Origin of the sequence: Mesorhizobium sp. YL-MeA3-2017 (genome assembly GCF_030814575.1) — a bacterium.
In the GTDB taxonomy this organism is placed as follows: Bacteria; Pseudomonadota; Alphaproteobacteria; order Rhizobiales; family Rhizobiaceae; genus Mesorhizobium; species Mesorhizobium terrae.
Genome location: NZ_JAUSVH010000001.1, coordinates 1,231,957 through 1,248,072 on the forward strand (window position 1 = coordinate 1,231,957; position 16,116 = coordinate 1,248,072).

The window sequence follows — 16,116 nt, forward strand, 5'->3', positions numbered from 1 at the left end:
TGGCTTGACCATCCATCGACGCCGACATGATCCTGGCGCAGGATGCGCGAAGGGAGGTGCGTAATGCAGACTGTCTTCAGCGTCGCCGTCGACGCGCTTGCCTACGGCATGGTGCTGTTCGTCATTTCCATCGGCCTGTCGGTGACGATGGGGCTGATGCGCGTGGTCAACCTCGCCCATGGCGCCTTCGCCATGATCGGCGGCTACATCGCCTCCTATGCGGCGCAGTCGCTCGGTCTCGGCTACGCCGTGGCCATCCTGCTCGCCGTTTTCGGCACCATCGTCATCGCGGCGCCGATCGAGCGACTGCTCTACCGGCGCATCTATAGCGCGCCGGAACTCACCCAGGTGCTGATGACCATCGGCATCACCTTCATGATCATCGGCATCGCCAACTACGTCTTCGGCCCGACGCTAAAGACCATCCCCTTGCCCCATGCGCTGCAAGGTTCGGTCGACCTCGGTTTCCGCTCCATCGCCGCGCACAAGGTCTTCGCCATTGTTGCCGGCTTAACCATTGCAGCGGCACTCTGGTTGGCCATCGAGCGCACCGGTTTCGGCATCAAGCTGCGCGCCTCCGTCGACAATGCATCGATGGCTGCGGCGCTCGGCGTGCGCACCGAGATCGTCTACGCGGTCTCCTTTGCCATCGCCGTCGGCCTCGCCGCGCTCGGCGGCGTCCTCGGCGCGGAACTGCTGCCAGTCGAGCCTTATTACGCGCTGCGCTACATGGTGACGTTCCTGGTCGTGGTCTCGGTCGGCGGCACCGGCTCTATCCCCGGCGCGCTCGCCGCCTGCCTGCTCCTCGGCGGCATCGATACGGCCGGTCGCTACTGGATGCCGGAATTCGGCGAGTTCTTTTTCTATCTGGCCGTCATCGCCATCGTATGCTTGTTCCCGCGCGGCCTGGCTGGGAGGCGCGGCTGATGTCGGTGGTAACCAACACCGACGCCGCGGCCGCGCCGAAAGGCAGACGCGCCATCGCCGGTGACCTCGCCGGCGTCGCCGCCATTCTCCTGATCGCCGCCATCGGCTATCTCGTGTTTCCCAACAACCTCGCCCTCCTGACCCGCGTCGTCGCCATCGCCTTGCTGGTGCTCTCGCTCGACCTCGTCACCGGCTATGGCGGCATCGCCACGCTCGGCCAGGCGGCGCTGTTCGGCGCCGGTGCCTATGCGGCCGGCATCGGCGCAGTCCATTTCGGCATCACTGACCCGTTTGCGATGACGCTGGCCGGCCTCACTGGCGGCATGGTCGCCGGCCTCGTTTGCGGGCTGGTTATCCTGCGCGCCCACGGCCTGCCGCAACTGGTCCTGTCGATCGCGCTCGTCCATCTGTTCCACGAATTCGCCAACAAGACGACGTCGTGGAGCGGCGGCAGCGACGGGTTGTCCGGCATCATGCCGGCTCCATTGTTCGGCCTGTTCGCCTTCGACCTGTGGAGCCGCACGGCCTATGCCTATGGCGTTGCGCTGCTGGTGATCGTCTTCATTGTCCTGCGCATCGTCGTGCGTTCCCCCTTTGGCATGTTGTGCCGCGGAGCCAAGGAAGACCCGGTGCGCATCCGAGCGATGGGCGCATCGCCCAATGCGACCCTGTTGAGGATGTTCGTCCTCTCCGGTGGCGTCGCCGGCGTCGGCGGAGCGCTCAGCGCAATCTCGACGCAGGTGGTCGCGCTGGACAGCCTGTCATTCACGCAGTCGGCCGAGGCCCTCGTCATGCTCGTTCTCGGTGGCACCGGTTCGCTGTTCGGCGCGCTGGCCGGCACGGTGATCTTCATGCTGTTCGAGGATTTCGTCGCGGCGGCCAACCCGTTCCACTGGCTGACCATCGTCGGCGCGCTGCTTGTCGCTGTCGTGCTGTTCGCGCCGAAGGGTCTCTATGGCACGCTCGCCGACCGCTTCTCGCGCCGAGGCGGGGAGCGGCCATGACCCCGGTCTTCGAAGTCCGCAACCTGAAGAAATCCTTCGGCGGCCTCGCCGTCACCGACAATGTCTCGCTGTCGCTCCGTCCCGGCGACCGTGTCGCGCTGATCGGGCCCAATGGCGCCGGCAAGACCACCTTCGTCAATCTGGTGACCGGCAATCTGAAGCCCGACGCCGGCGAGGTGCTGATGGCTGGCGAAACCCTGACCCGCAGCGGACCCGCCGAGCGCGTCAGGCGCGGGCTGGTCCGCTCCTTCCAGGTGACGCGGCTGTTCCAGGACATGAGCCCGGCCGAACATATCGCGCTGGCCATCCTCCAGCGCGACGGTCGCGCCAACAACATGACCGGCAGCTATCTGGATCGTCCGGAAGTGATGGCGGAGACCAATACGCTGCTGGCCGCGCTCGGCCTGGAGACCCAGGCGCACCGCAAAGTGCGCGAGATCGCCTATGGCCAGCAACGGCTCTTGGAGATCGCCATGGCGCTGGCGCTGAAGCCGAAAGTGCTGCTGCTCGACGAACCGGCCGCTGGCGTGCCGCAGAGCGACACTGGCCGCATCGAGGCAGCTCTTGCCGGCCTGCCCGCCGATCTTGCCGTCTTGATGATCGAGCACGACATGGATCTCGTCTTCCGCTTTGCCAGGCGCGTGGTCGTTCTCGCCGCCGGCACCATCATCTTCGACGGATCGCCTTCGGATGTGACACACGACCAGCGCGTGCGCGAAGCCTATCTTGGGAGCTATGCCGATGCCGGCCGCGCCGCTTGAGGTCACCGGCCTGTCGGCCGGCTATGGCCCGACACGGGTGCTGGAAGATGTCTCGCTTTCCGTGCCCGCCGGCGCGCGCCTGGCGGTGCTTGGCCGCAACGGCATGGGCAAGACCACCCTGCTGGCGACACTGGCAGGCCTGACCCGCCATATCGGCGGCTCGATCAGTATCGGCGGCGCCGACATCACCGGCCTCGCCACGGCTCAGCGTGCGCTCAAGGGTGTGGGTTATGTGCCGCAAGCACGCTGGGTCTTTCCAACCCTTACCGTCGAGGAAAATCTGTTCGTCGGCCTCAAGGGAAGGCCCAGGGAGGCAATCGCGGAAGCCTATTGGATGTTCCCGCGCTTGGCGGAACGGCGGCGCAATCTCGGCTCGCAGCTGTCGGGCGGCGAGCAGCAGATGCTGTCGACGGCACGCTCTATCCTCGGACAACCGACGCTGCTGTTACTGGACGAGCCACTCGAGGGCCTCGCTCCGGTGATCTGCGACGAACTGATGGCGGCTTTCGCCACCCTCGCCAAACAGGGAGACATGACGATCGTGCTTGTCGAGCAGCGTATCCAGAGCGCGCTCGACTTCGCCGACCAGGTGATCGTGCTCGAACGGGGACGCATCGCCTGGCGGGGCACGCCGCAGGAACTTGCAGCGGACCACTCGACGGTCGAGCGGCTGCTGGGAGTGGGCGGACTGCACTAGGGCGCACGGCCCTGGTTCGGTCCGTGGAAGGCAACCGAAACGAAAGGGAGTGAACGTGTCTTGACACTAAGCAAAGCCGGCGCCGGCTTCATAGGCGCACTTCTGGCTGGTCTGTCGATGCCCAGCCTGGCCCTCGCGGCCGACATGATCCTGACCAACGGCAAGGTATTCACCGCCAACACCGCGGCGCCGAGCGCCGAAGCGGTGGCAATCCGCGATGGCAACATCCTTGCCGTCGGCAAGCTCGCCGATGTCGAAAAGGCGGCCTCGGCGGACGCGGAAAAGATCGACCTCGGCGGCGGCATGCTGCTGCCCGGCCTGATCGACGCCCACGTCCACGCGTTGTTCGCCGGGTTCAATTCGGTCTCGGCGATCCTGCCCGAGGAAAGCCGCGCCATCGCGGAGCTCGGCAAGTTCGCAACGGAATCGATCGACAACAAACGCGGTTTGGTGGGCGATGTCCTGCGCCTCGGCGTCATCACCGCCGCTTACTGGCAACCGGCGGAACTCGACGGGCTGTTCAACGCGGCCCCTTACGACAAGATGCCGGTCGTGCTGGTCGGCTCAGACGGGCATACCGGCTGGGCCAACAAGGCACTGCTGACCCGCGCCGGAGTCACCAAGGACTTCGTCGACGGTCTCGCCGAGGCCGACCGCAAATTCTACACGCTAGGCGCGGATGGCGCGCCGAACGGTTTTGTCGCCGATGCTGGCTGGGACAAGGTGCTGACGGCGCTGCCACCGGTTCCGCTCGAGGCTCAGAAGGAAGCCCTACGCGCCGCCGTCAAGGAGATGAACGGCGACGGCATCACCGCCTGGCTCGACCCGATCGTCAATGTGGAGCCCACGGGCGCCATCTTCAGCGCCTCGCCGACGAAGGAACAGGAAGGCATCCTGCCGGCCTACAAGGCTTTGGCCGACAATGGCGAGTTGACCGCGCATGTCACCGGCATGGCGCTGCTCAACGCGGCCAGCGGTCCGCAAGCCATGGAGGTCTATGACACGCTGGCCACCAAATACCCCAAGAGCGACCGTTTGATGGTAGGCGGCATCAAGATCTTCGCCGACGGCGTCATCGAATATCCGGCTCAGACCGCGTCGCTGTCCAAGCCTTACAAGAACCTCGGCACGCCAGGACCGGAGGTGATCGGCACCGACAAGTTCAAGGCGCTGGTGACGGAAGCCGACAAGCGCGGCGCCCTCGTCCACATTCACGCGATCGGCGATCGCGCGGTGACCGAGGCACTGGATGGCATCGAGGCGGCACGCAAGACGAATGGCGACAGCGGCATTCCGCACACTATCACCCATCTCGAAATCGTACAGCCGCAGGACGTCCCCCGCTTCAAGCAACTGGGCGTCATCGCCGCCATGCAGTTGATCTGGGCGCTGAAGGACGAGTTCACCACCGACATGCTGGAGCCTTATCTCGACCCGGCCTTCATGCAGTGGATCTATCCGGCCAATTCGCTGCTCAAGGCCGGTGCCACCATCGCCGGCGCTAGCGACTGGCCGGTGTCCTCGCCCAATCCCTTCCTGGCCATCCGCACGGCGATGAACCGCGAGGGGCCTAAGGGGGTGTTGCTCGACAAGGAGGCGGTGAGCGCGGAGGCGATGCTCTACGCCTACACGATCAACGCGGCCAAGGCGTTGCGTCGCGCCGACCGCATCGGGTCGATCGAGCCCGGCAAGGCCGCGGACTTCGCGCTGGTCGATCGCGACGTGCTGTCAGTCTCCGCCAAGGAGATCGGCGACACCAAGGTTGTCTGGACCATGTATGGAGGCAAGAAGGTCTACGAAGCCAGACCGCAATAATCGTTTCGGCCCGCCGTCGACCCGGCGACGGGCCGTTCCTTCGGTTTGGTGAGCGCCATTGAGTGGCGACGCAGCCGAACGTTGGCGCCCGGAGCGAAACACCGCCGCCGCTGACAAGCGGCGCCCGATGCAATATCATACTGTCACTGAAAAGGCGCAGAGACCCGCTAACTCCGATTTAACCAACCGTCTTCACCAAACGAAAGGTGGGGGTCGTTAGAACGTGCAGTAAGACAGCGTACCGTTTCAGGCCGATCCTTCAATGATGCAGACCAACTCCCAGAGCCCAGAGGCAGCGTCCGCCAACGCCGCGGCCACGCCTTTCGGCTCGCGCCGGCGCCGCGCCGAAACCCGGTGGTCGCTCGACGCGCTACGGCTGCGCCTGCGCCGGTTGAACCGCGACCAGAGCCTCTATCCGAAACTGTCGTTCAGCATTGGCCTGGCTGTGCTCTGCGCAACAGTGCTGGCCACCATGATCCTGTCGCGGGCGTGGAATGATTTCGCCGAGGCCAGGCAGAACCTCTACGACATCCAGTATTATCGCCAAATTCTCGATGCCGCGAATTTCCTTTCAGCCGAGCGCGGACCAGCCAACAACGTCATGTCGGAGAGCCCCTCGCCCAGCGATGCCTCCCTGAAGCGCCTGGCGGATTTCCGCGCCCGCAGCGACGCCGCTCTCGCTGGTCTGGCCGCTGCGCCGGAGGTGCCTTTCCTGCTCCATGACCATCCGGTGCCGTCCGCGCTTCTCGCGGCTGTCACGGCGGCGCTGGCCGAGGCAAGGGACAAGGTCGACCAAGTCCAGGCCTCCAAGGGCGACGAGGCCAAGCTTCGGGCGATGCAGCAGGCGATTGAGGCGATGTTCGACGTTTCGGACCGCTTTCGCTCCGTAGTGACGTGGCGCTCAAACGAGTTGATCAGCCACGACAGCGGACTGGCGGCGCCGGCGCTCATCGGCCAGATGCTCGCGGATCTGCGCGAATATGGCGGCCGGGCGGCCTCCGAGGTGATCGCGCCGCTTGCCTCGCACCAGCGTATCCCACTGCCCAACATCATCGACGCGCGCCAGAGCCAGGGTCGCATCTACGAAATCTGGCAGATGCTGCACAGCCAGACCGCGCTCAACGCCGTGCCCGACCTCGCCAAGAACCAGGCCGCCATCGACGCGCTGTTCTTTGGCGTCGGCATGGACCTCATCGACAAGGTCATCAAGGAAGGCAAGGATTCCACCAACTACTCGATCACCGCGACCGATCTGACCACGCGCTTCGTGCCGACCATGAAGCCGATCGAGGACTACCGCATGGCCTTCCTCGACGAAATGGTGTCGCGCTTCTCGATGGAGCGTGACGGCGCTTTGCGCCTCTTCCTTGCCGTGGCATTGGCAACGGCGGTCATTCTCGCGGTCTTGATCGGCGTGCTTTTGGCTGTGCGCCGCGACGTCTTCCGCCCGCTGCTGCAGGCGCATGAGGAGGTGATTGGCCTGGCCGAGGATCGCCCGCCAGCCGCGCGCGCCGATCTCGGCGGTGCCGGCGAGATCGTGCGCCTGTTCAATGCCATCGACGTGTTGCAGGATAGGATGCGCGAGCGCGCCTCGCTGACCAGCGAGCTCAGGGTGCAGGCCGAGACCGACGGCCTGACCGGCGTGTTGAACCGACGCACGCTGGACCATATCGCCCAGAATGGCGGCGGCAGGCTGCCCGCTGACGAAACGCTGTGTCTGGTGATGGTCGACATCGACCATTTCAAGAACATCAACGACAGCCATGGCCATCTCGCCGGCGACCGGGTGCTGGTCGACACCGCGACATTGCTGAAGCGTGAGACGCCAGCCGGCGGCGTCGTCGCCCGCTTCGGTGGCGAGGAGTTCGCGCTCTTGTTTGCCTGTCCCGACATCGACCATGCCGCCCACCTCGCCGAGGGCATCCGCATGACGCTGCAGGGACATCGCTTCACCATTCCCGGCGGTGCTCAGCTCGCCATCACCGCCAGCTTCGGCGTCGCCTGCGGCCAGCGCAGCCCCCGCGACTGGCGCCACCTGGTCGAACGCGCAGACAGGGCGCTGTACCAGGCCAAATCCGACGGTCGTAACCGCGTGTCGGTCGCACCCGACGTTGTGCGACGCCAGGCTAGCGCCGAAGGCGGAAGGCGCATGCCGATCCGCGGCAGCCGTTAGAGGGCAGCTGTGTTGCGATGGGGGAATTGCGACATCGCCGGCTATGCCGGATGTCCAGGGACCAAATGCCTCGCTGCGGCTTCGCACCGCAAGGCAAACCAGCAGGTCACTGAGCCACCCCTGCCGAAAACCTGTTTCAGCAGGGGTGGCCGGCGATCTGCTATTTTTGCATTTCCGCCTTGGTCTTGGCGACCGCGTCGGCGCTCATCTCGCCAACAGTCTCGACCTTGCCGTCCTTTATCTTCCACAGGCGGAACGGGCCGGTGATGTCGCCATACTGGTCGAAGGAGACCGGGCCGATGACCCCCTCATACTTCACCGGCTTGCCCTCCTTGATCAGCGCCAGCGCCTTGGTGAATTCCGCCTTGCCGGCATGGATCGGTGCGCCACCTGCCGCGACAACTTCCGGAATGGCCGCCTTGATCGCGGCGGCATCGCCCCTGCCGGCCTTGGCTATCGCCAGCGCCACGATCGCGCCCGCATCGTAGGAACGGTCGGCGGCAGGGGCGTCCGGCTTGATACCGCCTGAGAAGGCCTCATAAGCGCCGTAGAAATAATCGGTCGACGCCGTCTTGCTGGTGCCGGACGACGTCCCATAGGCCTCTTTCAGATACTGCGCGCCGACCGCGTCGATGAACTCGGCCGAATTCATGCCGTCATTGAGCAGGAATTTCTGGGCTCCGCCGCCGGAAATCCAGGCGCGGGCGATTGTCGCACCATCGACCGGGTAGCTGACCAGATAGAGCGCTTCCGGCTCGCCCGCCATGGCTGCGCTGGCTTCCGCGGAATAGCTCGCCTGCTTCTCGTTGTAGGGTGTCGTCGAGGTGATGGTGCCGCCGAGCTTCTTGTAGGCGTCGGCGAATTCCTTGACCATGTTGACGCCGAAGTCGTTGTTGACATGGATGATGGCGAGCTTCTTCAGGCCCTGGTCGATCGCATATTTCGCTGCGGCGGTGCCCTGCAGGGCATCGGAGGTGATGGTGCGGAAGAACACACCATTGGTCTTGCCGTCCTTTCCAAGCGTCGTCAGCGTTGGGGAGGACGAGGCCGGCGACACCTGCACGACACCGGCCGGCGCGGTTACCGAGGTCAGGATCGGGATCGACACCGACGAGATGATGCCGCCGATGATCACCGGCACTTTCTTGATGTTGACGAGCTGGGTCGCCTGATCGACCGCGACATTACCCTGGCTCTGGCTATCACGCGTATCGGTGATCAATTTGCAGCCGCCAACACCACCGGCTTCGTTGAAATCGCGGAAAGCCATCTCGACCGATTTCGCACCGGCCTGTCCGTATTCGCCAGCAGGACCCGTGAGCTCCATGACGAGGCCGACGGTGATGTCGCAATCGGCGGCAAGCGTTGGAAGGGAAGAAGCGGCAAGTGCAGTCAGCACGGTGGTGGCGAAAAGATAGTTCTTCATGTCATTCCCCTTTGTTGTGGCCCTGCTGCCGACACGGCCTTGTTTTGGTCTGCAAAGACGGATTTAGCTGGCAAGCTGGCGTCAGGCCGCTCCCTTGTTCAGGTTGTATTTCATGATCGATCCGTGGCGGCCTTCACGATCGCGCTCGAGCGCGTAGACATCGCCTTCAAGTTCATGCGCCTCGGCAAGCACGGCAGCTATCTGTTGCTGATCCTCGGCGGTCAGAACGATGTCGGCAATCGCGAGGTTGGAAGCCAGATGCGCGCGGCTACGAGCGCCGACGATGACGCCAGCCACCGCCGGACGCAGGAGCATCGCCGCGCTGGCAATCGTGGCTATATCGACGTCATGGCGATCGGCTATGGTTCGCAAGGTCCGCAACAGGCGCTGGAACAAGTCCCAGCCGCCGAAATCGTCGATGATCAGCTTGTATTTGACGAGTGAACGGTTCTCGTAGGGTTCGACCGGCTCCGGCGCACCGAGCCAACGGTCACCCAGAAAACCGCCGGCGACGGTGCCATAGCAGAGCAGCGAGAAGCCTTTTTCGGCGGCCAGCGCCGCCATTCGTTTGGCCGGTCTGGCGTCGAGCAAGGAATATTGCACCTGCATGGAGGTCAAGGGCACGCCTGAAGCTACGATCTCCTCGACATGGCCGGTGTCGAAATTGGTGCCGCCGATCTTGTCGATCTTGCCGGCGCGCCTCAGCTCTTCCAGCCAGCCCGCCGTCTCCAGCCAGCGCGACGCTTCATAATCCCACCAGTGGAACTGCACGAGGTCGAGCCGATCGAGGTTGAGGCGCTTCAGCGACTGATCGATGACGCCTTCAACGTAGGCTTTGGTGATGCGCGGCAGCACGTCGAGGTCGGGCACGAACTTGGTGTGAACCTTGATGCGGTCGAGCGCGGTCTGCCCGCGCATATCCCGGTAGCGCAACCGGAAGCGACCGATCAGCTCTTCCACCCCAGTGTAGATGTCAGCACAGTCGAAGGTGGTGATGCCGGCATCGACGAATGCGATCATGTCTGCCACGGGATCGTCGCTGCGCGCGGCTCCATGGCCGCTGGCCATCTGCCAGCCGCCGCGGATAACCCGCGAAATCTCGTAGTCCGGCGCCAGTCTTGTTCTCTGCATGCTGTTCGTCTCAGTGGTCCTTCAGCGGCACCGCGGTGGTTTCAGCGTGGCTGAAGCGGCGCAGGCCGGTTCGGGTAATGCGAAACCGCGAGCTGCAATTGGGATCCGGACAGGCGACTTCCGCGTCCGTCGTCATCCAGTCGTTCTTGTGGGTTGGCCTCTGCTTGGCCGGCAGAAGCGGCAGCAACGCCGCCAACGAATAGATCGAGAAGCCTTGCCCAGGCGGAAGATGCAGCATCTCCCCGCGCATCTCGAAATAGTCGCCAACCTTGGCGCCACAATAGATGGGCCCGCCTTCCGGCGCCGTCACCTCGACGCGCAGGTCGTAAAGCTCGAAGGAATCGTCGTGCCGCTCAACCATGCCGCAGCTTCTGCTTGTCCGCATCCTCGGCATCGAGACGCCCTCGGATCAAGTTGAAGGAGCGCGTGATGTCGTCGGTCAGCGCCTTTACCGAGCCCGCAACGTCGCGGCGCTCCAGGGCGTCGATCAGCGCCCAGTGGTGATGGGTGGCCGGGATGTCACGGTTCCCGTCATGGATCTGGGCGGCGGCGCGCACATAGGGGCCGGATTGCAACCAGAGGCTTTCCACGATCGGGATCAGCACCGCCGAACCGGCGGCGCGATAAATGTAGAAATGGAAGGCGTGGTTGAGTTCGGAAGTCTTATGCGCCTTGTCGCGATCGCTGCTGGCGAAGGCGGCCTCGCACGCCGCCGTCAACCGACGCAGCTCTTCGAAATCGGAAGCGGCAAGATTGGACGAAGCCAGCGCGGTGACCTGCCCTTCGATCAGGCAACGCGCGCGGGCCAGATCTTCCAGCCTTTCGCGCGTGATCAGCGGCACCCTAACGGATCGATTGGGCAAGGCTTCCAGTGCCTGTTCCGAGACCAGACGGCCCAGAGCCTCGCGCACGGGCATCGTGCTGGTCTCCAGGGTCTCGGCGAGATCCACGATGCGCATCATTTGGCCCGCGTCGAACATACCGTGGATCAGCGAGCGGCGCATCTCGGCGTAGACGCGATCATGCAGGGTTTCGCGGCCTACGGGCGAAAGAGCACCACGCCTGCTCACGCCGCACCTGCGACCAAGGAGCGGACGGAAATCGGCGCGCGACGGTTCTTGCGATCAGGCATTTTGTCCACCATTCGAAACCGGATGCCAGTTCGATTTTTCTAGTTGCATTTCGCTGCGATGTAAAGTTTGATCAAACATCATCGATCAAAATTCTTCGATTGACCACAATGCAGCCTGTCGCAGACACACCTTCCGCTCTTCCGCACGCCGACAGGCGCGCGGAGCTCGTCAAAGCTCAGGACCTGGTGAAACAGTTCGGCGGCCTGCGCGCGGTTGATCATATGTCGATCGCGCTGCATCGCGGCGAAATGGTTGGGCTGATCGGCCCAAACGGCGCTGGCAAGACCACCCTCTTCAACCTTTTGGCCGGCAGTCTCACGCCGACATCCGGTTCGATCAGGATCGGCGGCGTCGAGGTTGCGCAGGAACGCCCGGAACGGCGCATCGCCCGTGGCATCGGCCGTACCTTCCAGATCCCTCGTCCGTTTGCGGAAATGACCGTGTTGGAAAATGTACTGGTCGGCAGTCAGAACCAGGCTGGCGAGCATATCTGGTCGAATTTCCTGCGGTCCGGTCGTGTCGCCGTCCAAGAACGCCAGGCTGTCGAAAAGGCGCGTTCGCTGCTCGACTTCGTCAATCTATCCAGTCTCGAAGCCGAACCGGCGCGGGTGTTGTCCGGCGGCCAGCGCAAGCTTCTGGAACTGGCGCGTATGCTGATGGCCGATCCCGAGACCATCCTGCTTGACGAACCGGCGGCCGGCGTCAACCCGACGCTGCTCGAACTGATCATCGATCGCGTGCTCGAACTGAACGGTCAGGGCAAGTCGATCCTGCTCATCGAACACAACATGGACATGGTGGCTCGGCTGTGTGGCCGCGTTGTTGTCATGGCGGCGGGAAAGTTCCTGACCGAAGGCTCGCCCGCCAAAGTTTCGCGTGACCGAACCGTGATCGAAGCCTATCTCGGCGAGGTTACAGTATGAGTGGCCAACAGCCTCCAGTTGCTCTATCGACCCGTTCCTTGGTCGCCGGGTACGAGCGCGACCTGCCCATCGTGCGCGGTGTCGATTTTTCGATCCGCGCTGGCGAACTTGTCATCGTGCTCGGCCCCAATGGCGCGGGCAAATCTACCTTCGTCAAGGCGATCGCCGGGCTGGTGCCGATCCATTCCGGGACCGTCCTTCTTGGCGATTTCGACAGCACCGCCGTTCCGACGCACGAGAAAATCCGCCACGGCCTGGCTTTCGTGCCGCAAACCGAAAACATCTTCGCAACGATGTCGATCCACGACAACTTGCTTCTGGCCGCGAACGTGCTGCCGAAGGAAAAGCGCAGCCGCCGTATCGCCGATCTCTATGCAATGTTCCCTGACCTCGCCGGACGCCCCTCCTTGCGCGCCGGCCAGCTTTCGGGCGGCCAGCGCCAGATGCTGGCGGTGGCGCGCGCGCTGATTGTGGAACCCGCCGTGCTGATCCTCGACGAACCGTCGGCCGGTCTTTCGCCGAAGATCGTGCAAGAGGTCTTCGCGCAGCTCAAGGCGATCAACGAAGCGGGTGTCACCATCATCCTGGTCGAACAGAATGTGAAAGCGGCTCTCGCCATTGCCGACCGAGCAGTCATACTGGTGGAGGGACAACTGCGCCACGAAGGTCCTGCCGCAACCCTGGCCAACGACCCGATCGTCGCCGAACTCTATCTTGGCGCGCGGCGCAGCGGCGAGGTACCGACGCCATGAACCCGCAACTCATCATGGACGGACTGATCGCCGGATCGATGATCGGGCTCGGCGCCATCGGCATCACATTGACCTATTCGATCCTGCGCTTCGCCAATTTCGCGCATGGCGAAATGATCAGCTGGGGTGCTTATTTTGCCTTGGCGGCGAGCGGCCTGATCGGCTCCCTGTCTGGCGCGCTGCTTGCTCCGATCGGTCCGTTTTCCTTCGGCTGGTCGCTGCCGCTGGGCATCGTTGCCGCCATGGCCTTGACCGCGGGCCTCGCTTTGCTCGTCGACGCCTTGCTGTTCGGTCCACTGCGGAAAAGGCGCAGCGCCATCATCATCATGGTCATGGCAAGCTTCGGCGCCTCGCTCGCGCTCCGCAGCACGCTGGAATTCATTTTCACCTCGAAGCCCGCTTATTTCTCGAAGGCACTGCAGATCGCGCTTCCGCTTGGCGGTGGGCTCAGGGCAACACCCGACCAACTCTTGTCGCTGGCCGCTGCAGCCACGCTCGTGCTCGCAGTCCATATCATGCTCACGCGCACGGCAATCGGGCGTTCGATGCGCGCCGTCAGCGAAAATCAGCAGCTTGCCGGAGTTGTCGGCGTCGACGTACGCCAAGTCATCCGCACCGTTTGGGTGCTGGGTGCGGCACTTGCCTGTATCGCCGGCGCGATGGCAGGCCTGCTGGTGCAGATTCGCCCCTATATGGGCCTGGATCTGCTGTTGCCGCTGTTCGCCGCCGCGATCCTGGGCGGGATCGGCAGCGTTCCCGGAGCCATGCTGGCCGGTTTGATCGTTGGCATAGCGGAAGCGCTGGGCGTGCAGGTGATCGGCGCCGAATGGCGCGCGGCGGTCGCCTTTGTCATCCTGGTCGCCGTCTTGTTGTTGCGCCCGCAAGGCCTGTTCGGGAGAGCCGAATGAGCGTCGAATTGATCGCCTACGCCGCCTTCTTCCTGACCATGGCTCTGACCTATGCGGTCATGTGCCTCGGCCTCAACGTGCAATGGGGTCAGACCGGCCTGTTCAATGTCGGCGTCGCGGGTTTTGTCGCCATCGGTGCTTATGTCTCGGCGCTGCTGACAACCCCTGATGCACCTGACCGCTTCGGCGGCTTCGGCCTGCCGATCCTTGTCGGCTGGTTGGGCGCGGCCATCGCCACCGGACTTGCCTCCTTCCTGGTCGGTTGGCTGACGATCCGGCTGCGCGCCGACTACCTCGCCATCGCCACCTTCGGTGTCGCGGTGACGGTGCAGCTCATCGCGCTCAACCTGCAAAGCGTTACGGGTGGACCCTTTGGCATCGGCTTCATCCCGCGCCCCTTCGCCGCTTTCGCAAGCGATCCGCTGGCATTCAGCCTGCTCAATCTTGGCGTTCTGGTGGTCGTGGTAATTCTGCTCTACCTCGCACTCGAGCATCTGCTGCGCAGCCCATGGGGACGCGTGCTGCGCGCCATCCGGGAAGACGAAACCGCCGCCCTCGCGCTCGGCAAGAACGCCACCCGGTTCCGTCTGCAGGCCTTTGCCATCGGCGGCGCCATAATGGGATTGGCGGGGGCTACCCAGGCACACTTCGTCGGCTTCATTGCACCCGACAATTATGTGCCGCTGCTCACCTTCCAGGTCTGGGCCATGCTGATCGTCGGTGGCTCCGGCAACAATCGCGGCGCGATCCTCGGCGCCGTCCTGGTGTGGGGGATTTGGGCGGCCTCGGCGGGTGCCATCGCGGGCCTGTTCCCGCCGGACCAGCAAGCCCGTGCCGCTGCATTGCGCATCGTCATCATCGGCGTCGGTCTTTGCGCCATCCTGCTGTTGCGACCCCGAGGCATCCTTGGCGAAGAACGCATTGTTTCGCGCCATCTCGCCCGTCTCTCGGCCAGGCAAGCGGCGTCCACGAACCCCACCAATCCAAATCCCTGAACGAGGCACATGATGCTAACAACTCCCGAGCGCACGACGCTTGCCGGGCTCGACATCAGCCGCCTGCTTTGTGGGCTGTGGCAGGTGGCCGATCTGGAGAAAGGTGGTACGCCGCTCGATCCGGAAAACGGCGCCGACGCTCTGCAGGCTTATGTCAACGCCGGTTTCGACACGTTCGACATGGCCGACCACTACGGAAGTGCCGAGATCATCACCGGCCGCCTGCTGGCGCGTTATCCTTCCGGAAAGCGTTCGCTGGCCTTCACCAAATGGTGCCCTGAACCCGGGCCGATGACGGCGGATGTGGTCCGCAAGGGCGTGCAGGAAAGGCTCGACCGGCTCGGCGTCGACAAGGTCGATCTCCTGCAGTTCCATTGGTGGAGCTTCGAGCATCCCGCCTGGCTCGACGCCCTGCATGAAATGGCGAAGCTCAAGAACGAGGGTTTGATCAGCGCCATCGGCGTCACCAATTTCGACGCCGCCCACTTGGCCCTGGCACTTGCCGACGGTGTCCCCCTCGCCTCGAACCAGGTTTCCTTCTCGCTGGTCGACCGCCGCGCGGCCGGTCCGCTTTCGGAGCTTTGCCAGCGCACCGGCGTAAAATTGTTCGCCTATGGCACGCTTTGTGGCGGCTTCCTCAGCGACAAATGGCTGGGTGCCTCGGAGCCCGCCTCGATCGCCGACTGGAGCCGTTCGAAATACAAGCGTTTCATCGATGCTGCCGGCGGCTGGCAGGCGTTTCAAGACATTCTGGTCGCAAGCGGCGAGATCGCCCGCAAGCACAAGGTCTCGATTTCCAATGTTGCCACGCGCTGGGTTCTCGAACACCAGGCGGTGGCGGCGGCCATCATCGGCGCCCGACTTGGCGAGAACGAGCACCGCGACGACAATTTGAAGGTCTTCGGCTTTGCGCTCGATGCCGAGGACAAGGCACGGTTGGAGGCCGCCTTCGCCGAAACCCTGCCCATTCCTGGCGATTGTGGCGACGAATATCGCCGCCCGCCTTATCTCACCGCCTCGGGCGATCTCAGCCATCATCTCGACGCACTGCCCTCCATCTACGTGGCCGAGGCCATTCCCGGACGACCGGGGCGTTCGCGCGTATCCTCGGGCAGCGTGTGGGAGCCGATTGCCGGCTATAGCCGTGCCGTGCGCATCAAGGACACGATCCATGTGTCCGGCACCACTGCCACCCACGGCTCCGACCGTTGTGTGGCACCCGGCGATGTCGGCGCGCAGACCACCTATATCCTCGACAAGATCGTAGCTTCGATATCCGCGCTCGGCGGACGGGTGGAAGACGTGGTGCGCACCCGCATCTATCTTCGCGATGCAGCGCAATGGGAACCGGCATCCCGCGCCCATGGCCGCGTCTTCGGCGAGATCAAGCCAGCCAACACCATGGTCGCCGCAGGCGATCTGATCGGCGACTACGAGGTTGAGATCGAAGCGGTCGCTGTTGTCGGCTGAT

Annotated in this window: 15 protein-coding genes; 11 read left to right on the forward strand and 4 right to left on the reverse strand. The window is 64.0% G+C overall.

Features of this window, described 5'->3' with window-relative positions:
* Nucleotides 1-63 precede the first annotated feature (63 nt).
* The 6 genes from QFZ88_RS05770 to QFZ88_RS05795 all read left to right on the forward strand — a co-directional run bounded on the left by QFZ88_RS05770 (nucleotide 64) and on the right by QFZ88_RS05795 (nucleotide 7,377).
* A complete protein-coding gene (locus QFZ88_RS05770) occupies nucleotides 64-927 on the forward strand; it encodes a branched-chain amino acid ABC transporter permease (RefSeq protein ID WP_024923565.1) in 864 nt (287 codons plus the stop codon).
* Nucleotides 927-1,931, forward strand: coding sequence for a branched-chain amino acid ABC transporter permease (locus QFZ88_RS05775; RefSeq protein WP_024923566.1), 1,005 nt, complete (start codon nucleotides 927-929; stop codon nucleotides 1,929-1,931). The genes QFZ88_RS05770 and QFZ88_RS05775 overlap by 1 nt, the downstream gene beginning before the upstream one ends.
* Nucleotides 1,928-2,692: an ABC transporter ATP-binding protein gene (locus QFZ88_RS05780; protein WP_024923567.1), complete on the forward strand. Its 765-nt coding sequence runs from the start codon at nucleotides 1,928-1,930 to the stop codon at nucleotides 2,690-2,692. The genes QFZ88_RS05775 and QFZ88_RS05780 overlap by 4 nt, the downstream gene beginning before the upstream one ends.
* A complete protein-coding gene (locus QFZ88_RS05785; protein ID WP_024923568.1) occupies nucleotides 2,673-3,389 on the forward strand; it encodes an ABC transporter ATP-binding protein in 717 nt (238 codons plus the stop codon). The genes QFZ88_RS05780 and QFZ88_RS05785 overlap by 20 nt, the downstream gene beginning before the upstream one ends.
* A gap of 60 nt (nucleotides 3,390-3,449) precedes the next feature.
* A complete protein-coding gene (locus tag QFZ88_RS05790; protein ID WP_024923569.1) occupies nucleotides 3,450-5,204 on the forward strand; it encodes an amidohydrolase in 1,755 nt (584 codons plus the stop codon).
* A 262-nt stretch (nucleotides 5,205-5,466) separates the two neighbouring features.
* Nucleotides 5,467-7,377 (forward strand): GGDEF domain-containing protein, encoded by a 1,911-nt coding sequence (locus tag QFZ88_RS05795; RefSeq protein ID WP_024923570.1) that lies wholly within the window; start codon nucleotides 5,467-5,469, stop codon nucleotides 7,375-7,377.
* A gap of 160 nt (nucleotides 7,378-7,537) precedes the next feature.
* On the opposite strand, the gene QFZ88_RS05800 is transcribed toward QFZ88_RS05795, so the two are convergent.
* The 4 genes from QFZ88_RS05800 to QFZ88_RS05815 all read right to left on the reverse strand — a co-directional run bounded on the left by QFZ88_RS05800 (nucleotide 7,538) and on the right by QFZ88_RS05815 (nucleotide 11,004).
* Entirely contained in the window at nucleotides 7,538-8,803 is a 1,266-nt protein-coding gene (locus QFZ88_RS05800; RefSeq protein ID WP_024923571.1) for an ABC transporter substrate-binding protein, read from the reverse strand.
* Between the two features lie 81 nt (nucleotides 8,804-8,884).
* Entirely contained in the window at nucleotides 8,885-9,934 is a 1,050-nt protein-coding gene (locus QFZ88_RS05805) for an aldo/keto reductase (RefSeq protein WP_024923572.1), read from the reverse strand.
* A gap of 10 nt (nucleotides 9,935-9,944) precedes the next feature.
* A complete protein-coding gene (locus tag QFZ88_RS05810; protein ID WP_024923573.1) occupies nucleotides 9,945-10,295 on the reverse strand; it encodes a TIGR04076 family protein in 351 nt (116 codons plus the stop codon).
* On the reverse strand, nucleotides 10,288-11,004 hold the full coding sequence (locus QFZ88_RS05815) for a GntR family transcriptional regulator (RefSeq protein WP_024923574.1): 717 nt from the start codon (nucleotides 11,002-11,004) through the stop codon (nucleotides 10,288-10,290). Before QFZ88_RS05815 ends, QFZ88_RS05810 begins: the two co-directional genes overlap by 8 nt.
* 170 nt (nucleotides 11,005-11,174) lie before the next feature.
* Between QFZ88_RS05815 and QFZ88_RS05820 the strand changes: the two genes are divergently transcribed.
* The 5 genes from QFZ88_RS05820 to QFZ88_RS05840 are packed head-to-tail and all read left to right on the forward strand — an operon-like array spanning nucleotide 11,175 to nucleotide 16,115.
* Nucleotides 11,175-11,990, forward strand: a complete 816-nt coding sequence (locus tag QFZ88_RS05820; protein WP_024923575.1) for an ABC transporter ATP-binding protein — start codon at nucleotides 11,175-11,177, stop codon at nucleotides 11,988-11,990.
* Complete coding sequence (locus QFZ88_RS05825) at nucleotides 11,987-12,742, forward strand: ABC transporter ATP-binding protein (RefSeq protein ID WP_024923576.1); 756 nt, start codon at nucleotides 11,987-11,989, stop codon at nucleotides 12,740-12,742. The genes QFZ88_RS05820 and QFZ88_RS05825 overlap by 4 nt, the downstream gene beginning before the upstream one ends.
* On the forward strand, nucleotides 12,739-13,650 hold the full coding sequence (locus tag QFZ88_RS05830) for a branched-chain amino acid ABC transporter permease (RefSeq protein WP_024923577.1): 912 nt from the start codon (nucleotides 12,739-12,741) through the stop codon (nucleotides 13,648-13,650). The genes QFZ88_RS05825 and QFZ88_RS05830 overlap by 4 nt, the downstream gene beginning before the upstream one ends.
* Entirely contained in the window at nucleotides 13,647-14,645 is a 999-nt protein-coding gene (locus tag QFZ88_RS05835) for a branched-chain amino acid ABC transporter permease (RefSeq protein ID WP_024923578.1), read from the forward strand. Before QFZ88_RS05830 ends, QFZ88_RS05835 begins: the two co-directional genes overlap by 4 nt.
* 12 nt (nucleotides 14,646-14,657) lie before the next feature.
* Complete coding sequence (locus tag QFZ88_RS05840) at nucleotides 14,658-16,115, forward strand: aldo/keto reductase (RefSeq protein ID WP_024923579.1); 1,458 nt, start codon at nucleotides 14,658-14,660, stop codon at nucleotides 16,113-16,115.
* Nucleotide 16,116 lies beyond the last annotated feature (1 nt).

Excerpts from the sequence above, each read along its gene's own strand:
- QFZ88_RS05795 (WP_024923570.1), top strand. The coding sequence starts at position 5,467 with ATGATGCAGACCAACTCCCAGAGCCCAGAGGCAGCGTCCGCCAACGCC.
- QFZ88_RS05820 (WP_024923575.1), top strand. The coding sequence starts at position 11,175 with ATGCAGCCTGTCGCAGACACACCTTCCGCTCTTCCGCACGCCGACAGG.
- QFZ88_RS05835 (WP_024923578.1), top strand. The coding sequence starts at position 13,647 with ATGAGCGTCGAATTGATCGCCTACGCCGCCTTCTTCCTGACCATGGCT.
- QFZ88_RS05770 (WP_024923565.1), top strand. The coding sequence starts at position 64 with ATGCAGACTGTCTTCAGCGTCGCCGTCGACGCGCTTGCCTACGGCATG.
- QFZ88_RS05780 (WP_024923567.1), top strand. The coding sequence starts at position 1,928 with ATGACCCCGGTCTTCGAAGTCCGCAACCTGAAGAAATCCTTCGGCGGC.
- QFZ88_RS05800 (WP_024923571.1), bottom strand. The coding sequence starts at position 8,803 with ATGAAGAACTATCTTTTCGCCACCACCGTGCTGACTGCACTTGCCGCT.
- QFZ88_RS05810 (WP_024923573.1), bottom strand. The coding sequence starts at position 10,295 with ATGGTTGAGCGGCACGACGATTCCTTCGAGCTTTACGACCTGCGCGTC.
- QFZ88_RS05805 (WP_024923572.1), bottom strand. The coding sequence starts at position 9,934 with ATGCAGAGAACAAGACTGGCGCCGGACTACGAGATTTCGCGGGTTATC.
- QFZ88_RS05775 (WP_024923566.1), top strand. The coding sequence starts at position 927 with ATGTCGGTGGTAACCAACACCGACGCCGCGGCCGCGCCGAAAGGCAGA.
- QFZ88_RS05830 (WP_024923577.1), top strand. The coding sequence starts at position 12,739 with ATGAACCCGCAACTCATCATGGACGGACTGATCGCCGGATCGATGATC.
- QFZ88_RS05840 (WP_024923579.1), top strand. The coding sequence starts at position 14,658 with ATGCTAACAACTCCCGAGCGCACGACGCTTGCCGGGCTCGACATCAGC.
- QFZ88_RS05825 (WP_024923576.1), top strand. The coding sequence starts at position 11,987 with ATGAGTGGCCAACAGCCTCCAGTTGCTCTATCGACCCGTTCCTTGGTC.
- QFZ88_RS05785 (WP_024923568.1), top strand. The coding sequence starts at position 2,673 with ATGCCGGCCGCGCCGCTTGAGGTCACCGGCCTGTCGGCCGGCTATGGC.